We start from the raw sequence: 21,449 nt of genomic DNA on the forward strand, positions 1-21,449 counted from the left end.
ATAAAATTGAAGCGATGAAAAAAATATTTACTCTCTCATTATTAGCTGTTTTGTTCTCGTGTAGCAGTGATGATTCTTCTGCAAACGATAATACAAACCCTGACCCAAATCCAACACCGACAACTTATACATTAGGAGGTATTGGTCCAGGGGGAGGTCGTATATTTTCTCTAGATGTCACTGGTCAACATGGACTTGAAGTAACTGGAGTATTAGGTCTTGTAGAATGGGGAGAATTACCCCGTAATCCACAAACTCAATTGCTTGTTCCAGTACCACAATTAGGTGTTGATATCGGAACTGGAAAAGAAAACACCACTAAAATTGTCAATCATATTGGCAATAATAATGGTGAAACTTATGCGGCTAAAATATGCTATGATTTGGTTCAAAATGGTAAAGATGATTGGTACTTGCCATCAAGGGAAGAATTGTACTTGGTACTTTATTTTTTCAAGTATCAGCATCCTATACCTGACTTTTTTAGCATAAATGAAAATACTTGGAGTTCATCACATGATATCAACGATTCCGCGGACCCCAATCCGTATAATTCAAGTCCAATGACAAACGTTTGGAGTGTGGATTGGCATTCAAATAACAATTATTGGCGACAACATTTATATATACAATCTCCAGCTTTGGCAATAAATGTTAGAGCAATCCGAAGTTTCTAATTCAATTATTAATAGTTATAATTCTAAATTATCAAAAATGAAAAATAATTTACTGTACATTTTAGGATTCGCATTTATCATTTTCATGTGGGCTGTGAAATGTGATTCAAACATCAACAAGGATTCAGAATCTGAAAATTCAGAAGTGAATCTCAAGAACGAAAGCGATGTTCTAAATTACGTGCAAGGGAAGTGGCATCTAGCTTATTACCCATCAGGAGGCTTAACCATTCACGTTCGCCTACTTATAGAAGGAAATACGATTAAGACGTGGTCAACTGTTAATGACCATAATAATGAGAATGATTACAACTGGGATATGACACAGCCATCAAATGAAACTTATAATTTTAAAGTTGGTGAGTTGACCGCAAAAGACACTAAAAGATATTTGGAATGGGACAATAATGGAGATTTAACAATGGAGCAAAGAGCTATTGGTGATTTATTTGTGGCTAAAAGTGGGTTCCACTATGGAGTTTCCTATTGGGTAGTCGAAAAAGGTTGGGAATAAATATTCAGAGACGAATACTAAGAAAATAAAAAAGAGCCGTCTCCGGCTCTTTTTCTTTTTTACTATTCTAACTCTTTTAAAAGATGTGCAACTACATCAACTGAAAACGCCAATCCCAAAACTTTTAATTTATCAGTTTTGCTGATTTTAGGAACACCTTCCACATAATTATCTGGAACAGTCATTAAGCGAGAATACTCTTTAATAGAAGGATGACGATAGCACCCATTTGGAAAATCCAATTCATCGGGGTTACTACCCGATTTTCCAATGTACCCCGACGATTCCAAAATTGCTGGATATTTCAAAAGCTTCTCATCAATTGGCAGTTTTGCGAATGATTCATTTTTGTAAATGATATTACCAATGTTCATTTTAAAATGCCTGAATATCCCATTGGTCAAGGTGACATTACCTGATAATAAAACATTGGCCTTATCTCTATCTACAAATCCATTTTCAAGAATATCCGAATACTTTATATCAATTGACTTAGGAACTGAAACATTAGGAATGTTAGTCCAATACAAACGTCTTCTATGTGCTGGTGTTATCAATGCTGAATCGATTTTCAATAGCTCTACATCATAAAATATCTTTGATAGTTCTTCGGTTATTTTATCCCTGTCAATGGCCTTCATGCTCGCTACATTTTCCATTAAAAAATAAAGTTTTTTGCTTGCTGGTTTTGAAACCCTGATTTCGGTTAATATCCTTAGAGCTTCATAGAATAGCTTCGATTCATCACCTTCCAAACCACGCCTATCAACAGGGTTTATGCTGCTTAAATTGGTACAAGGTGAACCAAATATCACCAAATCAATCTCATCGTTTAAATCAATTCCATTAATATCTTTTACATCACCCAGCTGAATGAAATTCTTATCTTTTCCGTAATGATGCTTTTGGATTGCTAAAGCTGATTTATCTATTTCGGAACTGTAATATTTACTGATTTTTATTCCTGCTCTTTCCAGAGCTAATTTGGCACAAGAGATGCCGTCAAATAGGGAAAGTACATTAATCCCTTCTGTCTTTTCTTTTATCATATTTATCCTTTATTGATAAATATTTCGCCCTGGAGGAAAAGACATATTTTGCTATGGGGAAAAGTGAAATATTTCTACAATCTCCCTATTCACGGGTCTTTACAGCTGAAAGTTTTTTAAAAATAGTTGTGAAAAAGCTGGCACGGGAATAATATTCCTTGTACACTCGTGGTGTACAAGGAATATTAAAATATACAAACATGGAAACATCAGAAAGAACAATGGAAATCGCCCAAACAATCATGGACCAAATCAAATATGCAGACCGTTCGGCATTAATGGCTTGGGGAGCTAGACATTTCGCAGCAATTAGTGAATCGAAAGAATTTCAAGGAGGTTTGGCTTTTCAAGTAAAAGGATTAACCCATAAAGGCTGGGTAAAAGTTTGTTTAAGATGGGTGGATGATTATACAATTATATTCATCAATAAAAATCGTGAAGTAGTTAAAACCGTTGAAGGGTGCTACTGTGACATGCTGGTTCCTGTTATCGACTTCATAGAGGGCAAATAATTCTATCGATATAAAATATAAGAAGATGCCCTGCTTTGCGCAGGGTTTTCTTTTTGGAAGAAAATCAAAAAAATATCCCAAAAAGCTGGCGCGGGAAAATATTTCCTCTTACACTCGTGGAAATTACAAATCATAAACGAACGTTTAACATCCGTAAAATATATACCATGACAAAATTTATTGCTTATTATCGCACATCAACGCAAAAACAGAATTTGGGGATTGAGGCACAAAAGACCGCTGTTCAAAATTATATCAAAAGTATTGGAGGCGAATTAATAGGTGAAGTGGCAGAACAAGAAAGCGGGAAAAATGACAAACGTGAAGGATTGGAAAAAGCAATTAAATTATGCGAACAACGAGAATGCACTTTAATTATAGCAAAGCTTGATAGACTTTCGAGATGCATTTCATTTTTATTTCAGCTGCGTGACCGTGTTGCAAAAAACAATATTGAAATAAAAGCTTTAGATATGCCTAGCTTTAATACAATGAGTTTGGGAATTTATGCGACAGTTGCTCAAGCAGAAAGGGAGGCTATATCAAGTCGTACTTGCCTTGCTTTAGCTGAAAGAAAGAGGCAAGGTATAAAACTTGGCTCTCCACAAAATTTAACCTCTGAAGCTCAGAAAAAAGGGGTAGAAAGTATTAAACAAAAAGCACTTAGTAACAAATCGAATGTGCAATCAACAGCTCTAATTGTTGAATATAGAGCAAAAGGATTCAGCTACGATAAGATAGCTAATTTGTTAAATCAACTGAATTTTGGTACTGCAAAAGGAAAACTTCATAATCCAACAAGTGTCTATAGATTACATAAAAGATATCAAGCGTCAAACAACGTATAAAAGTAATTGCAACAAAGTAATTATATTTGAGTTTGTAATTTCAATCTCAATTACAATGACTAAAAAACAAAAACTAGAATATTTTAAGACGGTCGAATCTAAACTCAAGGAATTGTTTGTAAACAATAATGGGAATTTATCAGATAGCGATTATGAATCATTTAATATTAAAGGCGATGATGTTATTCTTTTTGAAGAGAATTTTAGAAATGAATGGTTTGAGTATCATGCCTTTAATTTTGATAATATGCCTGAAGCAGCAGAAGAAGAAAGACTATATTTATCAGATGGTGACCAAGATTTTTTAGCTTTATCACAAGAGCACAACTCTATTGATGATGAAGATGATATTTATTTGGAGTTTGAAACTTTTTCAAGAGCTATTCAACAAGGTGTCTCCTTATCAATTAATTTGAAAAAGAAAATTAAACGTACGACAAAGGCGCATCAATATTTAAATTCATTTGAGAAAGCTATAGTTGACAATGAAATAATTGGTTTGAGTAAAGAACTCATATTATCAAATAAAATGATTAATCAGTTTATTATTAAAATGTTTAACTTCTGCGATGATAATCTCATTTTTTGGCATAATTGCACAGTAGATGTGTATAGAAATTTTTACCATCAGATAAAAGAAAATTACTTAAAGGAGTTTCCTAATTCAAATGAGTTAGATTTTTTGAAAAATGAATACAAACATTTTTTTGTTGAAGAGATTAATAGTGTCAATGTTAATTATAATTTTTTAGATACAGATTTTAAGGATTCACTATTAATGTTTGACTACGTTTCATTATTAGATAATAAAAACAAAGAGTTTCTTAATCTAGTAAGGCAAAGAAAACTTGATTTTATAACTGATGAAATTTTCAAAAAAGGTTATACCCCTGAAGTTCTTCAAAAGAAAAAAGAAATTAAAATTAATCTAATACCATTACCTGAAGATTCTACTGAGACAGATGATGATATTACACTTAACCTTTCTCAGCTACCTAATTATAATTTAGCTGAAAGATATGAGATATTGATTCAATTGGGCATTGAAAATATTATATCGAAATTAGATACTTCTAAAAAAAGCAAGAACATGGTATTAGGGTTAATAATGGGGGTCAGTGTTGAAAATGCAAAAAAATTAATTGACAAAACATACAAAGTAAATCCTGATAAAGAAAAAGAGAAAATTAGAAAAGCTGAAATCACTAGAGAAATAGAGGATTTCTTCGAAAGAAATAAAATAAATTTAAATAACAAATAAAAAAAGGGTCTATTTCGGTAGACCCTCTTTTTTGACCCCACATACCTTTGTCATGTTAATCATTAAAACCTAATAACATGAAAAATTCAAACAAAAAATCAATGACACAATCAATGTTAAATGAAATGAAAAATGCTTCTTATACTAAAAAAGAAGGAATCTATGCTCGCTTAATTATCCAAGTTATGGAAGAAGCCAATAAACTTGATAATAAACTTGATAACGTTTTTGTCAACCATAATATCATTGAAAGCATTTTATTGACTAACTCTGTTAGCAGTTATCTTCATGATAGTTTTGGTAGAAGCAAAGAAGAATTTTCATCAGAATTCCTTAAAGCTTGTGATGAATTAAAAAAACAGTTTGATTCAGACTATTCAAATGCAAGTAAACGCAATGAAAAATATGTAAAATTATATTATACTTCAATATGTTTCGGAGTTAGGATTTTTATGAGAAAAATTATTTCAAGAATTGTTTTCCCATTAAACATCCAAGTAAAAGTCCAACCAATTTTTGTTTCATTAAGCATTTTTGGCGAAAGTATGAATATTGCTTGGTACAGTGGGAAAAAGCGTGGACATTATTTTTTACAGAATGATTTTCCAATATCAAGAAAACCAAGCAAATCAGAATTAAGATTGTTGGAAAATCAAATCAATGAAGCATTAAAATTGCACGTTAATCAAGTAGATGAGTTTGAAGAACTTATGGATATTGTTGACTTGCTTATTGATAAAGCAACATTTATTGGTTATGCTGCCTAAGATTTAAAAGCCCATTTCCAATACAACGGAGAGGAAAAAACCAAAAAAGGTGGCGAGAATCAAAATTTCCTTCTATCCTCGCAGTATTAAGCAATTGAATGGCTTAAAAATTAAAGTTCAAAAATGTGAAAGAAAGGTAATCTTTCACGAAAATCAAAAAAAAACAAATAACTGATTTTCAGTATAAAATATTCGGTAAAATATCCGAACAGGGACTCCTTTGTCCTGACTTAAATAAATTATTAATTAAAAAATTTAAAATTATGAGTAAAGTAAAAATATTCGGTTTAACCGTAAACGAAATGAATTTAATCTGTGATTCAACACATCATTTAAAACATGATTTATCATGTGTCAATTGGAAAGACGTATTTATTGCGGACTTAGAAGTTGCTAATGACTTAAAGAACTTCGAAGAAAAATGGGGAGTTAAATTAAAATCAATAACTCGAAAACTCAAAAAATTATCAGAAGTTGAAGTACTGTTGTTAATTCTTGAAGTCATGTATACTGTTGATGATTGTGGTAGTGGTTATAAGTTACTAAATATAATGCCCCCACATCAAAAAATAATGGAAATCTTAAATCAATCCAAAAGTTGATTTTATGAGAATGTTGTCAAAAATGGAAAGCCTTTGCCTACACAAATATTGAAGTGTAGGCAGATTTTCCAAAAAATGAATATACTAATCTTTAAAGACTTTAACTTATGCTAGCAATCTATTGTAGAACTTCAAATCTAAAATCTGGAAAACAAGATTATTCAATTGAAACGCAAAAGGAAGGCGGTTTAGAATTAGCGACAAAACTGGGGATGAATTATGAGTTTTTTGTTGATGAAGGAGTATCTGGAACTAAAAAAATTCGCCCCGCTTTTGGTGAAATGATGAAACTTATTTCCAAGAAAAAAATTACTCATGTTTATTGTTATGACCAATCAAGAATTGAAAGAGACTCTAATATTTGGATATACTTCTCGGCTGAATGCCTTAACAATAATGTTGGATATTATCCAGCTGGCAATGAATACAATTTGAATGACGCTACTAATATGTTGATGGCTTCAATGCTATCATTGATTAATAGTTATCATGTTTCAATGACAAGCATGAAAGTGAAAAGTGCAAATGAAAAAAAATTCATTAATGGTAAAACTCATGGTCTAAAAGCATATGGATTCACTAGAGATAATGACAATAATTTTGCTATAGCTGAAGATGAGATTGAGGTTGTGAAGCAAATTTTTAAATGGAAGCTTGAAGGGCTCGGAAACTATCATATAGCTAATAAACTCAATGATATGAAAATTCCAACACGTAAGAATTCTAAATGGCGTGGCGTTACGATTGATGGTATAATTAAAAATAAGATATACATAGGAAAAAGAATTTGGTCAAAACATGATAAGGAAAATAGAGTTGAAACTGAAATACCAATCAAAATATTTGAGGAAGATTATTTCAATAAAGTAAATGATTTATACACAAGTAAAAGAATAAAAGTTGGCAAAAAGAAAGAATTCAAATATCTATTAGATGAGGTTCTATTTTGTTCCAAGTGTGGACAGAAATATTATGGAAAAAAACGACAGGAAAGCACTAATTCGCAATATAAATGCTGGGGACGCTCTCTTTCTACAAAACATATATGTCACGAAAATCGAGGTATAAATATTGAAAAAATGGATACGTTTATTATAAAACATCTCTTTGAAAGTAAAACCCTAAAAGAAATGCTTATAAACGCTCCAAAAAATGAAGGAGAAGTTGTTCTGCTAAATGATGAATTAAATAAAAAGAAGCTTGAGAAAGAAAAAGAAACTAGACAATTCAATAAACTATACAACCTTATTACAAATCCTAATCTTTCAGATGATGAAAAAATTCAAACAGATTATCTAAAATCAAAGAGAAAATTGGATAAAATTAAAAAGGAGGTTGATATTCTTATTGAGAAATTGTCTGTAGCTTCCAATGAGGAAAGGAATTCGAAGACGAAAGAAACAATCGAAAGTTATATTAAAGAAATTGATTTTGAGTCTCTTAAAAAAATGGTCAATTCTCTTATTGAAAAGGTTGAAATTGATTACGACAGAATTCCAACATCACATGGCGGAAATTTTACATTTAAGATAAAATATAGAAATTACGATGAGGTATCTACATTCATCGCAAAATCAACATTATATAATTTTCATTGGCTAATAAACTATAGAAAACAGGCTACGAGTCCTGAACAATTAGAAAAGGATAGAGCAAGAGTTCTTAAAAGAATCAATTTCAAAGGCAAAGAAGAATATGAATCCTATAGAAGTAGGTTTAATAATCTAATTGAACTTGGATTGGTTAAAAGAGTTAAGAATGGAAAATATTATAATACAGATGTAATCCATGATGATGATTTGAGAAATCCATTTAGCGATGCTTTTATTGGCGATGAGAAATTAACTTATGTAAACGAGAATTTATATTTTACAAAAGAAGAACTTATAGTCGTTAATTGAGGATTTGTTTTTAGAAATTTCTTACAACTGATTTTAATCATTATATTTGATTATAAACGCTTTTTATGAACGATTTCTTCGATTCTGATAATAAATATGAAATTAAGATATTTCAAGTTGATAAAACTTTCTATGAATTTAGAGATTACAATACATCGACACAAATTATTCAACATATTGTAGATGCGCATAGACGTAAAATTGATGATGAAGAGAACATTGGAACTCCAATACCTTTTAGAATTCACGATGGTGTAAAATACTCCACATATGTTTATAATGAAGAACAAAAAGATTCATATTGGGCATCATTTTTACCATCTGAATTAGTTTCAGAACATAATTTTACTATTCAGCAATTATCACTTGTATTATTTGCGGAAGTTGATGACCATATCTTTTTATTCATTGGAGGCACAGGTATTAGAGCAATACTAAGATTTATTAATCATCGTTTTGGATTAGAACTATACGAATACTTATCGGACCCCAATGAAGATATTATTAATTTCATTGTTACCAGAGGTATTTCAGGAAACTTAAGTGAAGAAAAGATTACTTTTAAATATGGACAAAAGTTAAGTGATACGTTAAACTTCACGAACATTCCAACATCTATTAACATTGTTTTAAGACAAGATTTAAAAGATACGTTGTTTGATTTCCTTGACCTTACTGCTGATAAAATTAATTTAGAAGTAGCTTCATATTTTTGCATAAAAATTAGAGTAACATTCAGAGAACTTCATCAAGTTTTTAAAGTCATTGCAAGTGTTTTGGAAAATGAAGTTCATCACTCACTGACTTCATTTATCCATATAAAAGATAAATATATTACTGAGGGTGATTTTAGAAGAGAATTAAACTTTAGAATTAGACAAGATATGTTTGATAGATTAGTACCTACTTCTGCTGTAAATCCACCGAGATTTGATATTGATTTTGTTCACCCTTCAAGACTGCAAGAATTTTATCAATGTGATAAATATGAACTTTATGAGAGAGGAGCTCAAAATCCTTTTGCTACTGTAAATGATAAGGATAAAATTTATTTTGAAGGATTAAAATGGTTATTTAACAATCATGCAGGATTAGATTTTAATTATACATTATCAGGTATAAAAGTAAAAGGTTTTAGAGGTGCTATCCAAAAAACAGTTGCAATGTTTGCAATGCATCTTACATGTGAAATTTCAGTTAATGCAAGGCCTATATTTTTAATAGATAATAATTGGTATAAAGTCGAAAATAACTTCATTGATACAATTAATCAAACATGTACTACGATTCTTTCTAAAAATTATTTGAGAGATAATATTTTGACAGTTAACTGGCCTAGTTCTATGACTGAAACAAATTATAACAGTGAATATTCAGCATTTCCAAATTATAGAAATTTTGACACTATTTTAAATCAAGGCATTGAACTTTGTGACATCTTTTTTGAAGACGAAAGTTCAATTTATTTTATTCATGTTAAGGATGGCTTTGATGGAAAAATTAGGGATTTAACAAATCAAGTAGTAATATCAGCAACAAGGTTTTGGAATGATAAAAGTTCTGGGGGTTATGAATTCGTTAATGGAATTATTGATGGATATAATACTAAACCTGAAAACGTAAATAGGCAAATAATAAAAATTGATTTCTTGAACACTTTAAATACTAAGGATATTTACTTTGTAATGGCATTTAAATCAAAAATAAGTACTCATCTAGATATAAGAACAGATGTAGCGTCACTTCGCTCAAATATTGCAAAATATGCCTTAATTCAATGCGTAAGAGATATGAATACTAATTCATATCCAATAAAAATATTTGATTTGGCTAATAATTAATTTATATTCCAGGTGTGTTTGTTTAGTTCTTGCAACTTAACCTTAAATTGGTACATTTGGACTTAATCTACTTTTTCAAAATCACTTACAGAACTTAGCATCATTATTAATAACAAAAAAAATGAACATTAATAAAAAAATATCGACTAATTCAATTTTAGCACTAAAGGATGCTTTAGTTGCAATATATTATCGAAAAAAAGATTTAAGGCAGTTTATTGAATTGACTATTGAGAATAAGGCAATTGTCTCTACTATTGATTGGAATGATAATGTAAAATACGAAAGTGTATCTCAGTTAATCGACCGAATGGTAAAGAGACAAGATTTATATCAAACAGACCTCTTAAAATTAGTTCAAGAAGTGGGCAATATTAATGATTTTTCACATTTGGAGTATTGGGAAAAAGAAAATAAAGGTTTAATAAAAAAAGCTAAAGTAGCTGTTGAAAAGTTAAGAAATCAAGCAAAAGGGCATTTTGAAACAATTGAAGAATTAAAAAAAGCAGAAGAAAGAAGAGAAATAAATAAAGAAAAACTTAAAAACAGTATTGCATATCAGCAGAAACTAGATGAGCTAAAAATGGAATTTTACGAAATAGCTTCGAATACTAATTCTCAACAAAAAGGATTTCAGTTTGAAAAGTTTTTAAATAAACTGTTTACCTTTTTTGATTTAGACCCAAAAGCGGCTTTTAAAGTTATTGGTGAACAAATTGATGGAGCTTTTACCTTTGATAACACTGATTATCTTTTAGAAGCAAAATGGCAAGAAAAATCAATAGTTGCTGCCGACTTGTATTCCTTTGGAGGAAAAATACAAGGTAAACTAAAAAACACATTAGGCTTATTTATTTCACTTGGTCCATTCTCTTCAGAATGTACCGAAACGGGTAGTCCTATTCTAAAATCAATGATTTTAATGGATGGAATGGACTTAATGCAAGTTTTAGAAGGCAGAATTCGATTAAATGATATGATATTGATAAAAAGAAGACATGCATCTCAAACTGGAGACATTTACTATCAAATGAAATAAAAATAAAATGCTATTAAGACAAGATTACATTCAAAAAATAACAGACACATTCGCATTACTTGAGACAAGTTTTAGAAATAGAATATTGCTAAATTTTTATGACAGTAATATAATTTCAGAAGACTTTTTTGCAGGACTTCTAAATATTATTTATGACTTAAATTTACAAAACATAAACAATACAAAAAGAAACGCAGCTAGTGTAGACCTTGTTGATGAAACTAAAAAAATGCTTATCAAGTTACTTCGACAAATACTCAAGTTAAAGTTCAAAAGACTATTGATAGTTTCGTAAAGCATAAATTAAAAAAACAATTTGACACACTCAAAATTTTGTTATTAAGAAGTAAGCTACCTAAATATTCTCCATTTTCTAATGTAAGTCAAATAAATTTTACCGAAAAAGACATCATTGACTTTCAAAGTTTAATTGTAGATATTAAAATTCTTGACACAGCAAAACTTCAAAGAATTTGCGACTTTTTATCAAATGAAGTGAAATATTACAATGAACTTAATAGCTTAACTTCACAAAATGATGACAAAGCAATTAAAAATTATAAAAGTCTGATAAAGCGAAAAGCTTTATTAGATACATTTTACCTTGAAGGAAGTATGAATGACTTTGAAGAAGCAATTATTGAAATAAACAAGGCATTCTCTATTGGACTAATTAAGCAAGGTCTTGAAGTTAAGCCAATTCACTTATTCAAAGATGTTAACACTAAAGATAGCTTAGAAAACTTACAATATAAGTTTCAAGAGTTACATAGACTTTATAAACTTTATGTAAAGACAGGAGAAATAAACCCCAATAGTAAAAGATTTTTTCCTAAAAATCAAATACAAACAATTTCAGTATTTGATAATTTTCGAGAAGACATTCTACTGGATTTTAATATTATACTTAGACATTATAACGAAAAGGAAATAATGATTGATTTTAAAAAGCATATGAGATAAATAATATTTGAAGACTGAGCCATACAATTTATACTTATCAACATGTTTTTGCGATGGATGTGCCGAAAAGATAACAAGGGCGTCGATTTCGGAATCTGGAAAAGCATCTCTCCTTCCAAACTTTCATGCCCTTTGGATGTGCATTCCGGGAATGTAGCCAGAAAACTGGAATTACTTACACGTAAACAAAACGATGCCAAAGCTTTACAGGAACTGGACACCAATTTACGTCTGCTGGACCCTACCGATCCCGCAAAATATGATTTTGCCCTCTTTGGATTAGGTGTTTTTGAAGAATTTTAGCAAAACATAACATTTTACCAACATTCAATTAATTTTATCTTTATCTTTGCCGCTTATTTTGATTTTTATTCAAACATTTCTCCCAAATCTGTTTCATAAAAAACCTAAGTAACCTTGATTTTGTAATAAATTTTTATGTTTAATACTATTTTGCTCTTTCTTAAAGACAAAAGTCAAAACTTAGTCCCAGAAATAGGGAATTTAGATTCGGAGGCCCTGACAGAATTTTTTAACAAGCTAAATCTTAACGATTTAGAACCTTGTTATACCTTTGACTGTTTCTATTCAATTTTGAAATTCTTCCTCATTCCTTTTTTTATTCTGATTGTAGGCACATTGATTTTTTCATTAATTATCAATCGATTTAAATCGGAAAAACTAACCGCAAAGAAAAAGGAAATAGATACGTTGGTGAATGATTTTCTGACTGAAATTATTTTTTCGACTTACGATTCAAAAGAGCTGAAGAAAAAGATCGCCGATTTCAAAACCACGATTCCTTATGAGGAAAATTGGTGCAGGTACATGATTCTTAACAAACTGATCCATTTCAAACAAAACATCCACGGATTAGACCAGAATAGGATATTATTAATCTACAAATATTTCGGACTTCAAAATTATAGCCGTAAATTGTTTAACGACCGTAGATGGTATTTCAAATCATTGGGTATTTACCATTTTCAGGTTTTGGATTATAAAATTAAAAAAGGACAGCTTACATCACTTTTAGAATCTAAAAACAAATACCTGCGTTCCAATGCTTTGATTGCAACTATAGCGTTATCCGATGAAAAATTCGGAGTTTTAGACGACTATACGGAAAAAATTTCACGAGCGGATGAACTTAAGATTTTAGATATCATCTATCAGAAAAAATCAAAACTTCCGAAGAACATTGTCAAATGGATTTCCCACAGCAATGATTCCATTGTAATTCTGGCGCTGAAATTAATGATCCGTTATAAAGAAGCATTAGATATTCCGCAGATAAAGCAACTACTTCATAATGAAGATGTTTTAGTGCGAAAAGAAACTTTATTGGCGATACGTGAATTAAAAATCGCTGATGCTAATGATATTCTGATCAGCCATTATCCAACAGAAACCAATAAGCGAAATAAGATTTCCTGTCTGAAAACATTAGGGATTATCGGGAATCAAAAGACACTGGAATTCGCTTCTGGGATTTTAACTCAGGAAAACGACCTGGAAATCAAGTTTGAAATCGTAAGCTGTATCAATAAAATTGATCCGTCCTACTTTAAAAATTTCACGACCGGTAATAAAACAGAAGACGAGATCGTCAGTAAAATTGTATTACACGCTATTAATCCATATCTGAATTGAAAACGCTAGAATTCTTCATAAAATACTACGAAATATTCGCAGCTTATTATTCCGTAAGCTATGTAATACTGTACCTTTTATTGGCACTAATGTCGTATTTAGCCATTAAAAAATACTATAATTCAAAGTATTATTTACACAAAGACGTATTGGTTAAATCCAATCATACTGTTGGAGTTTCTATAATTGCACCTGCGTTCAACGAATCTGCAACTATTGTATACAACGTTAAATCATTACTTTCCCAGGAATATCCTAAATTTGAGGTAATCATCGTTAATGACGGAAGTACGGACAATTCACTGGAATTACTTATCTCCGAATTCAGTTTGGTGAAAGTTGACTTTTTCTATCAGGAAAAAATAGTTACGCAGCCCGTAAAAGCACATTACAAATCGACCAATCCGATCTATTCGAAATTATTGGTAGTTGATAAATTTAACGGAAACAGTAAGGCGGATGCTACTAATGCCGGAATTAATTCTGCTAGGTATTCTCTTTTCCTTTGTACTGATGTAGATTGTATTTTAAGAAAAGACACCGTAGCTATTTTAGCGAAACCTTTCATTGAAAACACCGAGAAAGTAATTGCCACCGGAGCAACGATCCGTACGTCTAACTCATGTGAATTTAAAGACGGTGAACTTTACAAATCGCATTATCCTAAAAATTTCTTTGCAGGATTCCAGGAACTGGAGTACATCAGAGCCTTCATATTTGGAAGAATGGCCTGGAGTAAAATGAACAGTTTGCTTTTAGTTTCCGGAGGACTGGGAATGTTTGATAAAGAAACGGTTATTAAAGTCGGTGGTTATTGGCATAAATCATTAGGTGAAGATTTTGAACTGATTACCCGCATACGAAAGTACATGCACGACCGAAAGGAAAAGTTCCTGATAAAATATATTCCGGAGACACTTTGCTGGACTGAAGTGCCGAGCACCATGGAAGTATTTGTAAAACAGCGTACAAGATGGTCAAGAGGTTTACTTCAGACCTTATTTTTACACAAAAAAGTATTTCTGAACCCGAAATACGGAAAAACCGGAATGCTGGCCTTCCCTTATTTTGTCTTTTTTGAATTTGTGGTTCCAATATTGGAAGTCATAGGACTAGCGGTTTTAGTACTCGATTTTTTCTATTTTGACATCAATTATGATTTTCTGCTGATCGTCAGTGTTTTCATTTATCTGTTCTACACTACGGTAACCCTGTTGTCGGTTCTTTTGGATCAGCTGATATACCAGCATTATTCAGGTATCAAAGAAATTCTCAGATTAATCGTATTGGCATTTTTAGAGCCTTTCATTTATCATCCTTTAAATGTTTATGCTTCATTAAGAGGGTATTTCAATTACGTGATAAGAAAGAAACAGAAATGGGGAGTAATGTCCCGAAAAGGATTTACTAATTCAACGCAGTTACAGTGAAAAAAATAGTTCTTATAATCATTTTGAATCTGATTGGTATGCTTGCGCTACAAGCACAAAAAGTAAATACCGACAGTCTTTTGGTAAAAGCTGCGTTTGAGTTAAATACAAATAAAAACTACGTAAAAGCCAAGGAATTAGCGCATCTCGGAATCAAAAATGCTCCTAATTATCTGGATTTCCATCTTCTTTTGGGAAGAGCTCATTGGCTTACCCAACAAAAGGACAGTGCCCGTTATTATTTTAATCATGTGATCGCTCAAAATCCAAAATACAAAGAGGCTTTCAGCTATCTTGCTAAATTGGAAATTGAGGAAAAAAACAGTAAAAATGCAGTTGTTGCATTGGATAAAGGCCTTTCGTTTTATCCGGAAGAAAAAGAATTCTACCTTCTTAAAGCAGATGCAATTGCATTGGAAAAAGATGATGAAAAGACGATTGAATACTTGAATTCTGTATCCGAAAAATACCCGGATGATAAAGAATTGCAAAATCAAATAACAGAGTTAAAACTGAAATCAGTTTCAGACCGTATCGGTTTAGGTTATAATTATACCACTTTTAGCCGTGACGGTGTTGGCCCCTGGCATTTGGTCGGATTACAATATGTCCGTGAGCGTAAAAAATTAACCCTGATCGGGCGCATCAATTATGCGGATCGACGTTATAACGGCAACAGTGTAAATTCAGGATTCCAATATGAATTTGAAACCTATTTCACTACCGGAAAGAAAAGCTATTCTTTTGCCAATGTAGCCATCAGTGATGAAGTTATCTTTCCAAAACTACGCCTCTCCTATTCTTATTACAGAAATCTGGGCAAAGGCTGGGAAGGTGATTTAGGCGGACGTTACATTAACACTGCAGATGCTGATATATATGCAGCAGTTGTGGGAATCGGGAAATATACAGGACCTTATTGGTTCAATTTGAAATCATACTGGCAATGGGAGGATGATAAAATGTATCCGGCATTTACAGCTACCGCAAGATATTACTTTGACACAAAATTCGATTATGCAACCGTACTTGCAGGTTACGGAACCTCGCCGGACGAAAGAGTAACTTTAGGACAGATACAGCAGAGGGTTGCTTTAAACTCGTTCAGAGTCGGAGCAGGCTATTATAAACTTTTGTGGGAACACTATTGTTTGGGATTACAGGGAGTTTTAAACCGTCAGGAATATACTCCAAATAATTACCAGAACGAATTCGATTTGTTTTTTTCTATTCAGTATAAATTCTAATCCAAAATTCAGTTGCGTATGAAAAAAATAGTAATTATTGAGGATGATAAGATCATTATCAACATCTTGGATTTTCTTCTTAAGAAAGAAGGATATGAAACGCATGTCGCAAAAGACGGTATTGAAGGTATCGAAAAAATCAGTTCCGTTCGTCCGGATTTAGTAATTTCAGATATCATGATGCCATTCAAATCGGGTCGTGAAATAACTTTGTTTTCAAAAACCAATTATCCGGAAATACCAATAATCATGATTTCGGCATTGGGAAAAGAAGACCAGACGGTAATCGATGTTAGGAATTTGGGTGTCGATGAATTTATCGCCAAACCTTTTAATCCTGCCGAACTGATAGCAAAAGTCAAAAATTTGATTTAAACCGAAGTATTTACCAAAACTTCCCCTATAAAAATGATTGTCAATCGAACGGATTGATAATCAAATGTTTTTACATCCGCACAACCGATTCGCTTACTGAGTCAGAAAATCGTATCTTTGCAGAAAATATACGTTTTTATGAGTACTTTTGAGCAATTCAATCTTCCAAAATCCCTACAGAAAGCCATTGACGAGTTGGGCATAACAACCCCAACACCGATTCAGGTGAAATCTTTTCCGGTTATCATGTCGGGACGCGATGTTATGGGAATTGCCCAAACCGGTACGGGTAAAACTTATGCATATTTACTTCCCATCTTAAAACAGTGGAAATTTACTCCAACGCATACACCAAAAGTGGTGATTATAGTCCCTACCCGTGAATTGGTTGTTCAGGTAGCCGAAGAAGTGGAAAAACTGACCAAATATATGTCGGTTCGCGTTTTAGGAGTTTATGGAGGTGTAAACATTAATACACAAAAAACATCTGTATATCAAGGAGTTGATGTTTTAGTCGGAACACCGGGCCGTATGATGGATTTGGCTTTAGATAATGTTGTTCGTTTTGATGAAACCCAGAAATTAGTAATTGACGAATTTGACGAAATCCTGAATTTAGGTTTCCGTTTCCAGATTACTTCCATACTCTCGATGATGCGTCCTAAGCGTCAGAACATTTTGTTTTCGGCAACGATGACGGATGAAGTTGATGAGATTTTGGAAGAGTTTTTCGATTTTCCTGAAGAAGTGTCCCTGGCACAATCGGGAACTCCTTTAGAAAAAATACAACAATTGGCTTACCATGTTCCTAATTTCCTTACTAAAGTCAATTTACTGAAGCATTTACTTGCAGAAGATGAAAGCATGGAGCGTCTTTTGGTATTTGTCAATAATAAAAAAGTAGCGGATATTCTGATGGATCTTTTGGAAGAAGATTTCTCCGGACAATTCGGTGTTATCCACTCCAATAAATCTCAGAATTACCGTTTGAATACAATGGCCAGTTTCCAGGCTGGGGAAATCCGAGGAATTGTAACTACCGATATCATGGCCCGCGGTTTGGATATTTCCGACATTACACACGTTATCAATATGCAGTTTTCGGAAGTGCCGGAGCAGTACATTCACCGTATTGGGCGTACCGGTCGTGCGGACAAAGACGGTATCGCCATCAGTTTGATTTCTCCTGCGGAAGAAGAATTCCAGATGGAAGCTGAACTTTTAATGGAAAAAGAATTGGAGATCCTTGCAATTCCGGAGGAAATAACCATCGAGGAAAAACGATTGGAATTTGAAAAAGACAAGAAAAAAGTCAAATTCCTTATGAAAAAGGTGAAACTTGAAGGTGGAGCTGCTTTTCATGAAAAATCGGATAAAAACAAAAAAGTAAATCTTGGAGGTCCGGGTAAAACAAAACCAAGAAAAACGGCACCAAGAAACAGAGGCGTTGAGAAAAAACGTGCACAGAAGAGAAAGAAGAAATAGTTGGCAATGTTCAGTTATCAGTAATCAATAAAAAAAAACTGAATACTGAATACTGAACACTAAAAACTAATAGTTATCTTTGAAAAATCTTAAAAAATAAATGCAATTCAAACATCCCGAAATTCTGTATTTCCTTTTTTTATTGGTGATACCAATTTTGGTGCATTTATTTCAATTACGCCGCTTTAAGACCGAATATTTCACCAATGTTCGCTTCCTGAAAGAGCTCAGTATTCAAACCCGAAAGAGTTCCAAAATCAAAAAATGGTTATTGCTTGCAATCCGTTTGCTTTTATTAGCGTGTCTGATTATAGCTTTTGCGCAGCCTTTTTTTAAAGCCAAAGACAGTCAGAATTCCGGAAACGAAATGGTTATCATTCTCGATAATTCTTTTTCAATGCAGGCAAAAGGCAGCCGTGGGGAATTATTAAAAAGATCCATTCAGGAACTTTTGGAAGACACTCCGGGAAACCAGCGTTTTTCATTGGTTACCAATACCGAGACTTTTTGGGACACTGATATCAAATCGATTCAGAAGGATCTGCAAAACCTGCAATACAGTGCGACTCCGTTTCAGTTGGATTTTCTGCTGACAAAAATAGAAACCAAAAAACACAACATCCCTAAAGATATTTTCATCATAACCGATGCCGTTAATGTGCAGTCGAAAAACATTGAAAAAATCAGTGAAAGTTCTCCGGTTTATTATTGGATCCCAACGGCGGAAAACAAAAACAATGTCAGTATTGGTGCGGTTTCCATAACAGGACAATCAGAGACGTTTTATGAAATAAAAGTCGACGTAAAAGGATTTGGTGATCACGAAAAAGAAATCCCGATGTCAGTTTACAACGGAAAAAATCTTATTGCCAAAACGGTTGCAAAGCTTGAAGACAACAAAAAATCGGTGCAGTTCAATTTGCCGAAAAAGGATTTTCACGGTTATGTTTCCATCGAAGACAATAGTCTGAGTTATGATAATACTTATTATTTCAGTATTTCAAAACCGCAAAAATCTAATGTCATTGCCATCGGCGAAAGCCAGAAAAACAATTTCCTTTCCCGAATTTATACAACAGACGAGTTCAACTTCACATCAACAGAACTTAGCGGATTGGATTACAATGCCATTGAAAGACAGGACGCGGTTGTACTGAACGAGATCACAGACATTCCGCAGGCGCTAACCACAACACTGAAAGCCTTTTACGAAAAAGGAGGCAACGTAGTATTGATTCCTTCTGCGGAAAGTACTCCTCAAAATATCAATTCATTTTTGAGTAATTTCAGCGGTATTCAGTTCGGAGCACTTCAAAATCAGGAAAAACAGATTACCAAAATCGCTTTCAGCCATCCGTTATACAAAACTGTATTCGAAAGAAAAACCGATAATTTTCAATATCCTAAAGTAAATGCGGCATTCAGCACCAACAATAGCGGTTCTCCCGTTTTAAGTTATGCCGATCAGTCCTTCTTTTTAGGTTCGGCCACCAACAAGATAGGAAATCTGTATGTTTTCTCAGCTCCGATCAACAAAGCCAACAGTAATTTCCAAAATTCACCGCTGATTGTACCGACGTTTTTCAACATGGCTCAGAACAATCAGAAAACTGGAATTACGGCGTTTACTATCGGTGATAACCAAAACCTGATCTTAGACGCTTTACTTTCTAAAGATGAAGTGGTTACCATTGCAAACGATCACTCGGACTTCATTCCGATGCAACAGATCCTGAACAACAAAATCAAATTAACCTTTGGTGATTATCCGGAACAATCGGGTAATTTCTCGGTAATGAAGAACAAGGAAGTCCTGAAAAACATCAGCTTTAATCATCCCAGAACTGAAAGCGACCTAAGTCTGATCAACGACAATATATTTGATAATTTTACCTCCGTAACTTCTGTGGAAGCTGTTTTCAACGACATCCATTCTGCCCGAACCGGCAACGAAGTATGGAACTATTTTATACTGGCAACACTACTATTTTTAGTACTCGAACTACTGATACAAAAATTCGTAAAATGAACGTAATTTTAAAAAACACAACTATTATTGATAATGAAAGTGCTTTTCACAATCAAAAAGCCGACATTAAAATTATCGACGGAATCATAACAAAAATCGGTCAGAACCTTTCCAATGATGAAAGTCTTGAAGTGATCGAATTAGAAGACCTTCACGTTTCACAAGGTTGGTTTGACGCATCGGTTTCTTTTGGTGAGCCTGGTTTTGAAGATCGTGAGACCATTGCAAACGGACTTTCAACTGCGGCAAAAAGCGGATTTACCAATGTAGCTCTGCAGCCTAATTCGCTCCCGGTTATCGACAATCAATCTCAAGTGAGCTTCGTACTTAATAAATCTAACGGATTTGCTACACAATTGCACCCGATCGGAGCATTCACCAAAAACAGCGAAGGCAACGATTTGGCTGAAATGTTTGATATGAAAAATGCCGGAGCGGTTGCTTTTGGAGATTATAACAAGAATTCCGATAATGCCAATATTTTGAAAATCGGATTGCAATATGTTCAGGATTTTGACGGATTGGTTCTTGCTTACTGCCAGGACAAAACCATCAAAGGAAACGGAGTGGTTCACGAAGGGTTGGTAAGCACACGCATGGGATTAAAAGCTATTCCGGCTTTGGCAGAAGAACTTGAAATTGCCCGAAACCTGTTTTTATTGGAATATACAGGCGGAAAAATGCATATCCCGACGATCTCATCTGCAAAATCAGTTGAATTAATTAAATCAGCGAAAGCAAAAGGGTTGAATGTAACCTGTAGTGTTGCCGTTCATAATTTAGTGTTAACTGACGATGTTTTAACCGGATTTGACACCAGATACAAAGTAAGTCCGCCTTTACGTGACGAAAATCACAGAAAAGCTTTAATTGCAGGCGTTTTGGATGGAACTATCGATTTGATTACTTCTGATCATAACCCATTGGATATCGAACACAAGAAAATGGAATTCGATAATGCCAAAAACGGAACCATCGGATTGGAAAGTGCTTTCGGCGCGTTACAAACGGTATTACCTCTGGAAGTTATCATCGATAAACTAACAAATGGAAAACGAGTTTTCGGTATTGAAAAACACGGTGTTCAAGAAGGAAACAAAGCTTCTCTTACTTTGTTTACTCCTGAAGGAAACTGGGAATTCAGCAAAGAAAACATCCTTTCAAAATCAAAAAACTCTGCCTTTCTGGGACAACCGATGAAAGGTAAAGCATACGGAATTTATAATAACGGAAAATTGATTTTAAACTAACCGGAC

At 33.0% G+C, this 21,449-nt stretch carries 20 protein-coding genes and 1 pseudogene; 20 read left to right on the plus strand and 1 reads right to left on the minus strand.

Annotation, left to right across the window (positions count from 1 at the left end; translation table 11 throughout):
* Nucleotides 1–14 precede the first annotated feature (14 nt).
* Both AC3E9U_RS02765 and AC3E9U_RS02770 read left to right on the plus strand, forming a co-directional pair.
* Nucleotides 15–677 carry a hypothetical protein gene (locus tag AC3E9U_RS02765; RefSeq protein WP_488745376.1) on the plus strand — a complete coding sequence of 221 codons (663 nt, stop codon included), beginning with the start codon at nucleotides 15–17 and terminating at the stop codon, nucleotides 675–677.
* A gap of 37 nt (nucleotides 678–714) precedes the next feature.
* Entirely contained in the window at nucleotides 715–1,191 is a 477-nt protein-coding gene (locus AC3E9U_RS02770; protein WP_488745377.1) for a hypothetical protein, read from the plus strand.
* 62 nt (nucleotides 1,192–1,253) lie between these two features.
* Here the strand turns inward: AC3E9U_RS02770 and AC3E9U_RS02775 are convergent, their stop codons facing one another.
* Nucleotides 1,254–2,240: a DNA cytosine methyltransferase gene (locus AC3E9U_RS02775; RefSeq protein WP_488745378.1), complete on the minus strand. Its 987-nt coding sequence runs from the start codon at nucleotides 2,238–2,240 to the stop codon at nucleotides 1,254–1,256.
* 200 nt (nucleotides 2,241–2,440) lie between these two features.
* Between AC3E9U_RS02775 and AC3E9U_RS02780 the strand changes: the two genes are divergently transcribed.
* From AC3E9U_RS02780 to AC3E9U_RS02865, 18 genes and pseudogenes are all read left to right on the plus strand, one after another.
* Nucleotides 2,441–2,752 carry a hypothetical protein gene (locus AC3E9U_RS02780; protein ID WP_488745379.1) on the plus strand — a complete coding sequence of 104 codons (312 nt, stop codon included), beginning with the start codon at nucleotides 2,441–2,443 and terminating at the stop codon, nucleotides 2,750–2,752.
* Nucleotides 2,753–2,919: 167 nt separating this feature from the next.
* Nucleotides 2,920–3,600, plus strand: coding sequence for a recombinase family protein (locus AC3E9U_RS02785; protein ID WP_488745380.1), 681 nt, complete (start codon nucleotides 2,920–2,922; stop codon nucleotides 3,598–3,600).
* Between the two features lie 55 nt (nucleotides 3,601–3,655).
* Entirely contained in the window at nucleotides 3,656–4,861 is a 1,206-nt protein-coding gene (locus AC3E9U_RS02790; RefSeq protein WP_488745381.1) for a hypothetical protein, read from the plus strand.
* 77 nt (nucleotides 4,862–4,938) lie between these two features.
* Nucleotides 4,939–5,628 (plus strand): hypothetical protein, encoded by a 690-nt coding sequence (locus tag AC3E9U_RS02795; protein WP_488745382.1) that lies wholly within the window; start codon nucleotides 4,939–4,941, stop codon nucleotides 5,626–5,628.
* 263 nt (nucleotides 5,629–5,891) lie between these two features.
* On the plus strand, nucleotides 5,892–6,230 hold the full coding sequence (locus tag AC3E9U_RS02800) for a hypothetical protein (protein WP_488745383.1): 339 nt from the start codon (nucleotides 5,892–5,894) through the stop codon (nucleotides 6,228–6,230).
* 107 nt (nucleotides 6,231–6,337) lie between these two features.
* Complete coding sequence (locus tag AC3E9U_RS02805) at nucleotides 6,338–8,131, plus strand: recombinase family protein (RefSeq protein ID WP_488745384.1); 1,794 nt, start codon at nucleotides 6,338–6,340, stop codon at nucleotides 8,129–8,131.
* A 65-nt stretch (nucleotides 8,132–8,196) separates the two neighbouring features.
* Nucleotides 8,197–9,972: a DUF6119 family protein gene (locus AC3E9U_RS02810; protein ID WP_488745385.1), complete on the plus strand. Its 1,776-nt coding sequence runs from the start codon at nucleotides 8,197–8,199 to the stop codon at nucleotides 9,970–9,972.
* 121 nt (nucleotides 9,973–10,093) lie between these two features.
* Nucleotides 10,094–11,011: a hypothetical protein gene (locus AC3E9U_RS02815; RefSeq protein ID WP_488745386.1), complete on the plus strand. Its 918-nt coding sequence runs from the start codon at nucleotides 10,094–10,096 to the stop codon at nucleotides 11,009–11,011.
* Between the two features lie 7 nt (nucleotides 11,012–11,018).
* Complete coding sequence (locus AC3E9U_RS02820) at nucleotides 11,019–11,306, plus strand: SMEK domain-containing protein (protein ID WP_488745387.1); 288 nt, start codon at nucleotides 11,019–11,021, stop codon at nucleotides 11,304–11,306.
* Between the two features lie 38 nt (nucleotides 11,307–11,344).
* The gene (locus tag AC3E9U_RS02825) at nucleotides 11,345–11,974 is read left to right on the plus strand and encodes a hypothetical protein (RefSeq protein WP_488745388.1); all 630 of its coding nucleotides are present in this window, start codon (nucleotides 11,345–11,347) and stop codon (nucleotides 11,972–11,974) included.
* 36 nt (nucleotides 11,975–12,010) lie between these two features.
* Nucleotides 12,011–12,277 (plus strand): annotated as a pseudogene (locus AC3E9U_RS02830) (DUF2400 family protein); the annotation flags it as partial.
* 291 nt (nucleotides 12,278–12,568) lie between these two features.
* Nucleotides 12,569–13,627 carry a HEAT repeat domain-containing protein gene (locus tag AC3E9U_RS02835; RefSeq protein WP_488745389.1) on the plus strand — a complete coding sequence of 353 codons (1,059 nt, stop codon included), beginning with the start codon at nucleotides 12,569–12,571 and terminating at the stop codon, nucleotides 13,625–13,627.
* Nucleotides 13,624–15,057 carry a glycosyltransferase family 2 protein gene (locus AC3E9U_RS02840; RefSeq protein ID WP_488745390.1) on the plus strand — a complete coding sequence of 478 codons (1,434 nt, stop codon included), beginning with the start codon at nucleotides 13,624–13,626 and terminating at the stop codon, nucleotides 15,055–15,057. Before AC3E9U_RS02835 ends, AC3E9U_RS02840 begins: the two co-directional genes overlap by 4 nt.
* 38 nt (nucleotides 15,058–15,095) lie before the next feature.
* Nucleotides 15,096–16,304 (plus strand): YaiO family outer membrane beta-barrel protein, encoded by a 1,209-nt coding sequence (locus AC3E9U_RS02845; RefSeq protein ID WP_488745391.1) that lies wholly within the window; start codon nucleotides 15,096–15,098, stop codon nucleotides 16,302–16,304.
* A gap of 18 nt (nucleotides 16,305–16,322) precedes the next feature.
* Complete coding sequence (locus AC3E9U_RS02850; protein WP_488745392.1) at nucleotides 16,323–16,679, plus strand: response regulator transcription factor; 357 nt, start codon at nucleotides 16,323–16,325, stop codon at nucleotides 16,677–16,679.
* A 138-nt stretch (nucleotides 16,680–16,817) separates the two neighbouring features.
* Nucleotides 16,818–18,164: a DEAD/DEAH box helicase gene (locus tag AC3E9U_RS02855; RefSeq protein WP_488745393.1), complete on the plus strand. Its 1,347-nt coding sequence runs from the start codon at nucleotides 16,818–16,820 to the stop codon at nucleotides 18,162–18,164.
* 100 nt (nucleotides 18,165–18,264) lie between these two features.
* Nucleotides 18,265–20,193 carry a vWA domain-containing protein gene (locus tag AC3E9U_RS02860; RefSeq protein ID WP_488745394.1) on the plus strand — a complete coding sequence of 643 codons (1,929 nt, stop codon included), beginning with the start codon at nucleotides 18,265–18,267 and terminating at the stop codon, nucleotides 20,191–20,193.
* On the plus strand, nucleotides 20,190–21,443 hold the full coding sequence (locus tag AC3E9U_RS02865) for a dihydroorotase (protein ID WP_488745395.1): 1,254 nt from the start codon (nucleotides 20,190–20,192) through the stop codon (nucleotides 21,441–21,443). Before AC3E9U_RS02860 ends, AC3E9U_RS02865 begins: the two co-directional genes overlap by 4 nt.
* Nucleotides 21,444–21,449: the final 6 nt, after the last annotated feature.

Source organism: Flavobacterium sp. 21.1 (assembly GCF_057801535.1).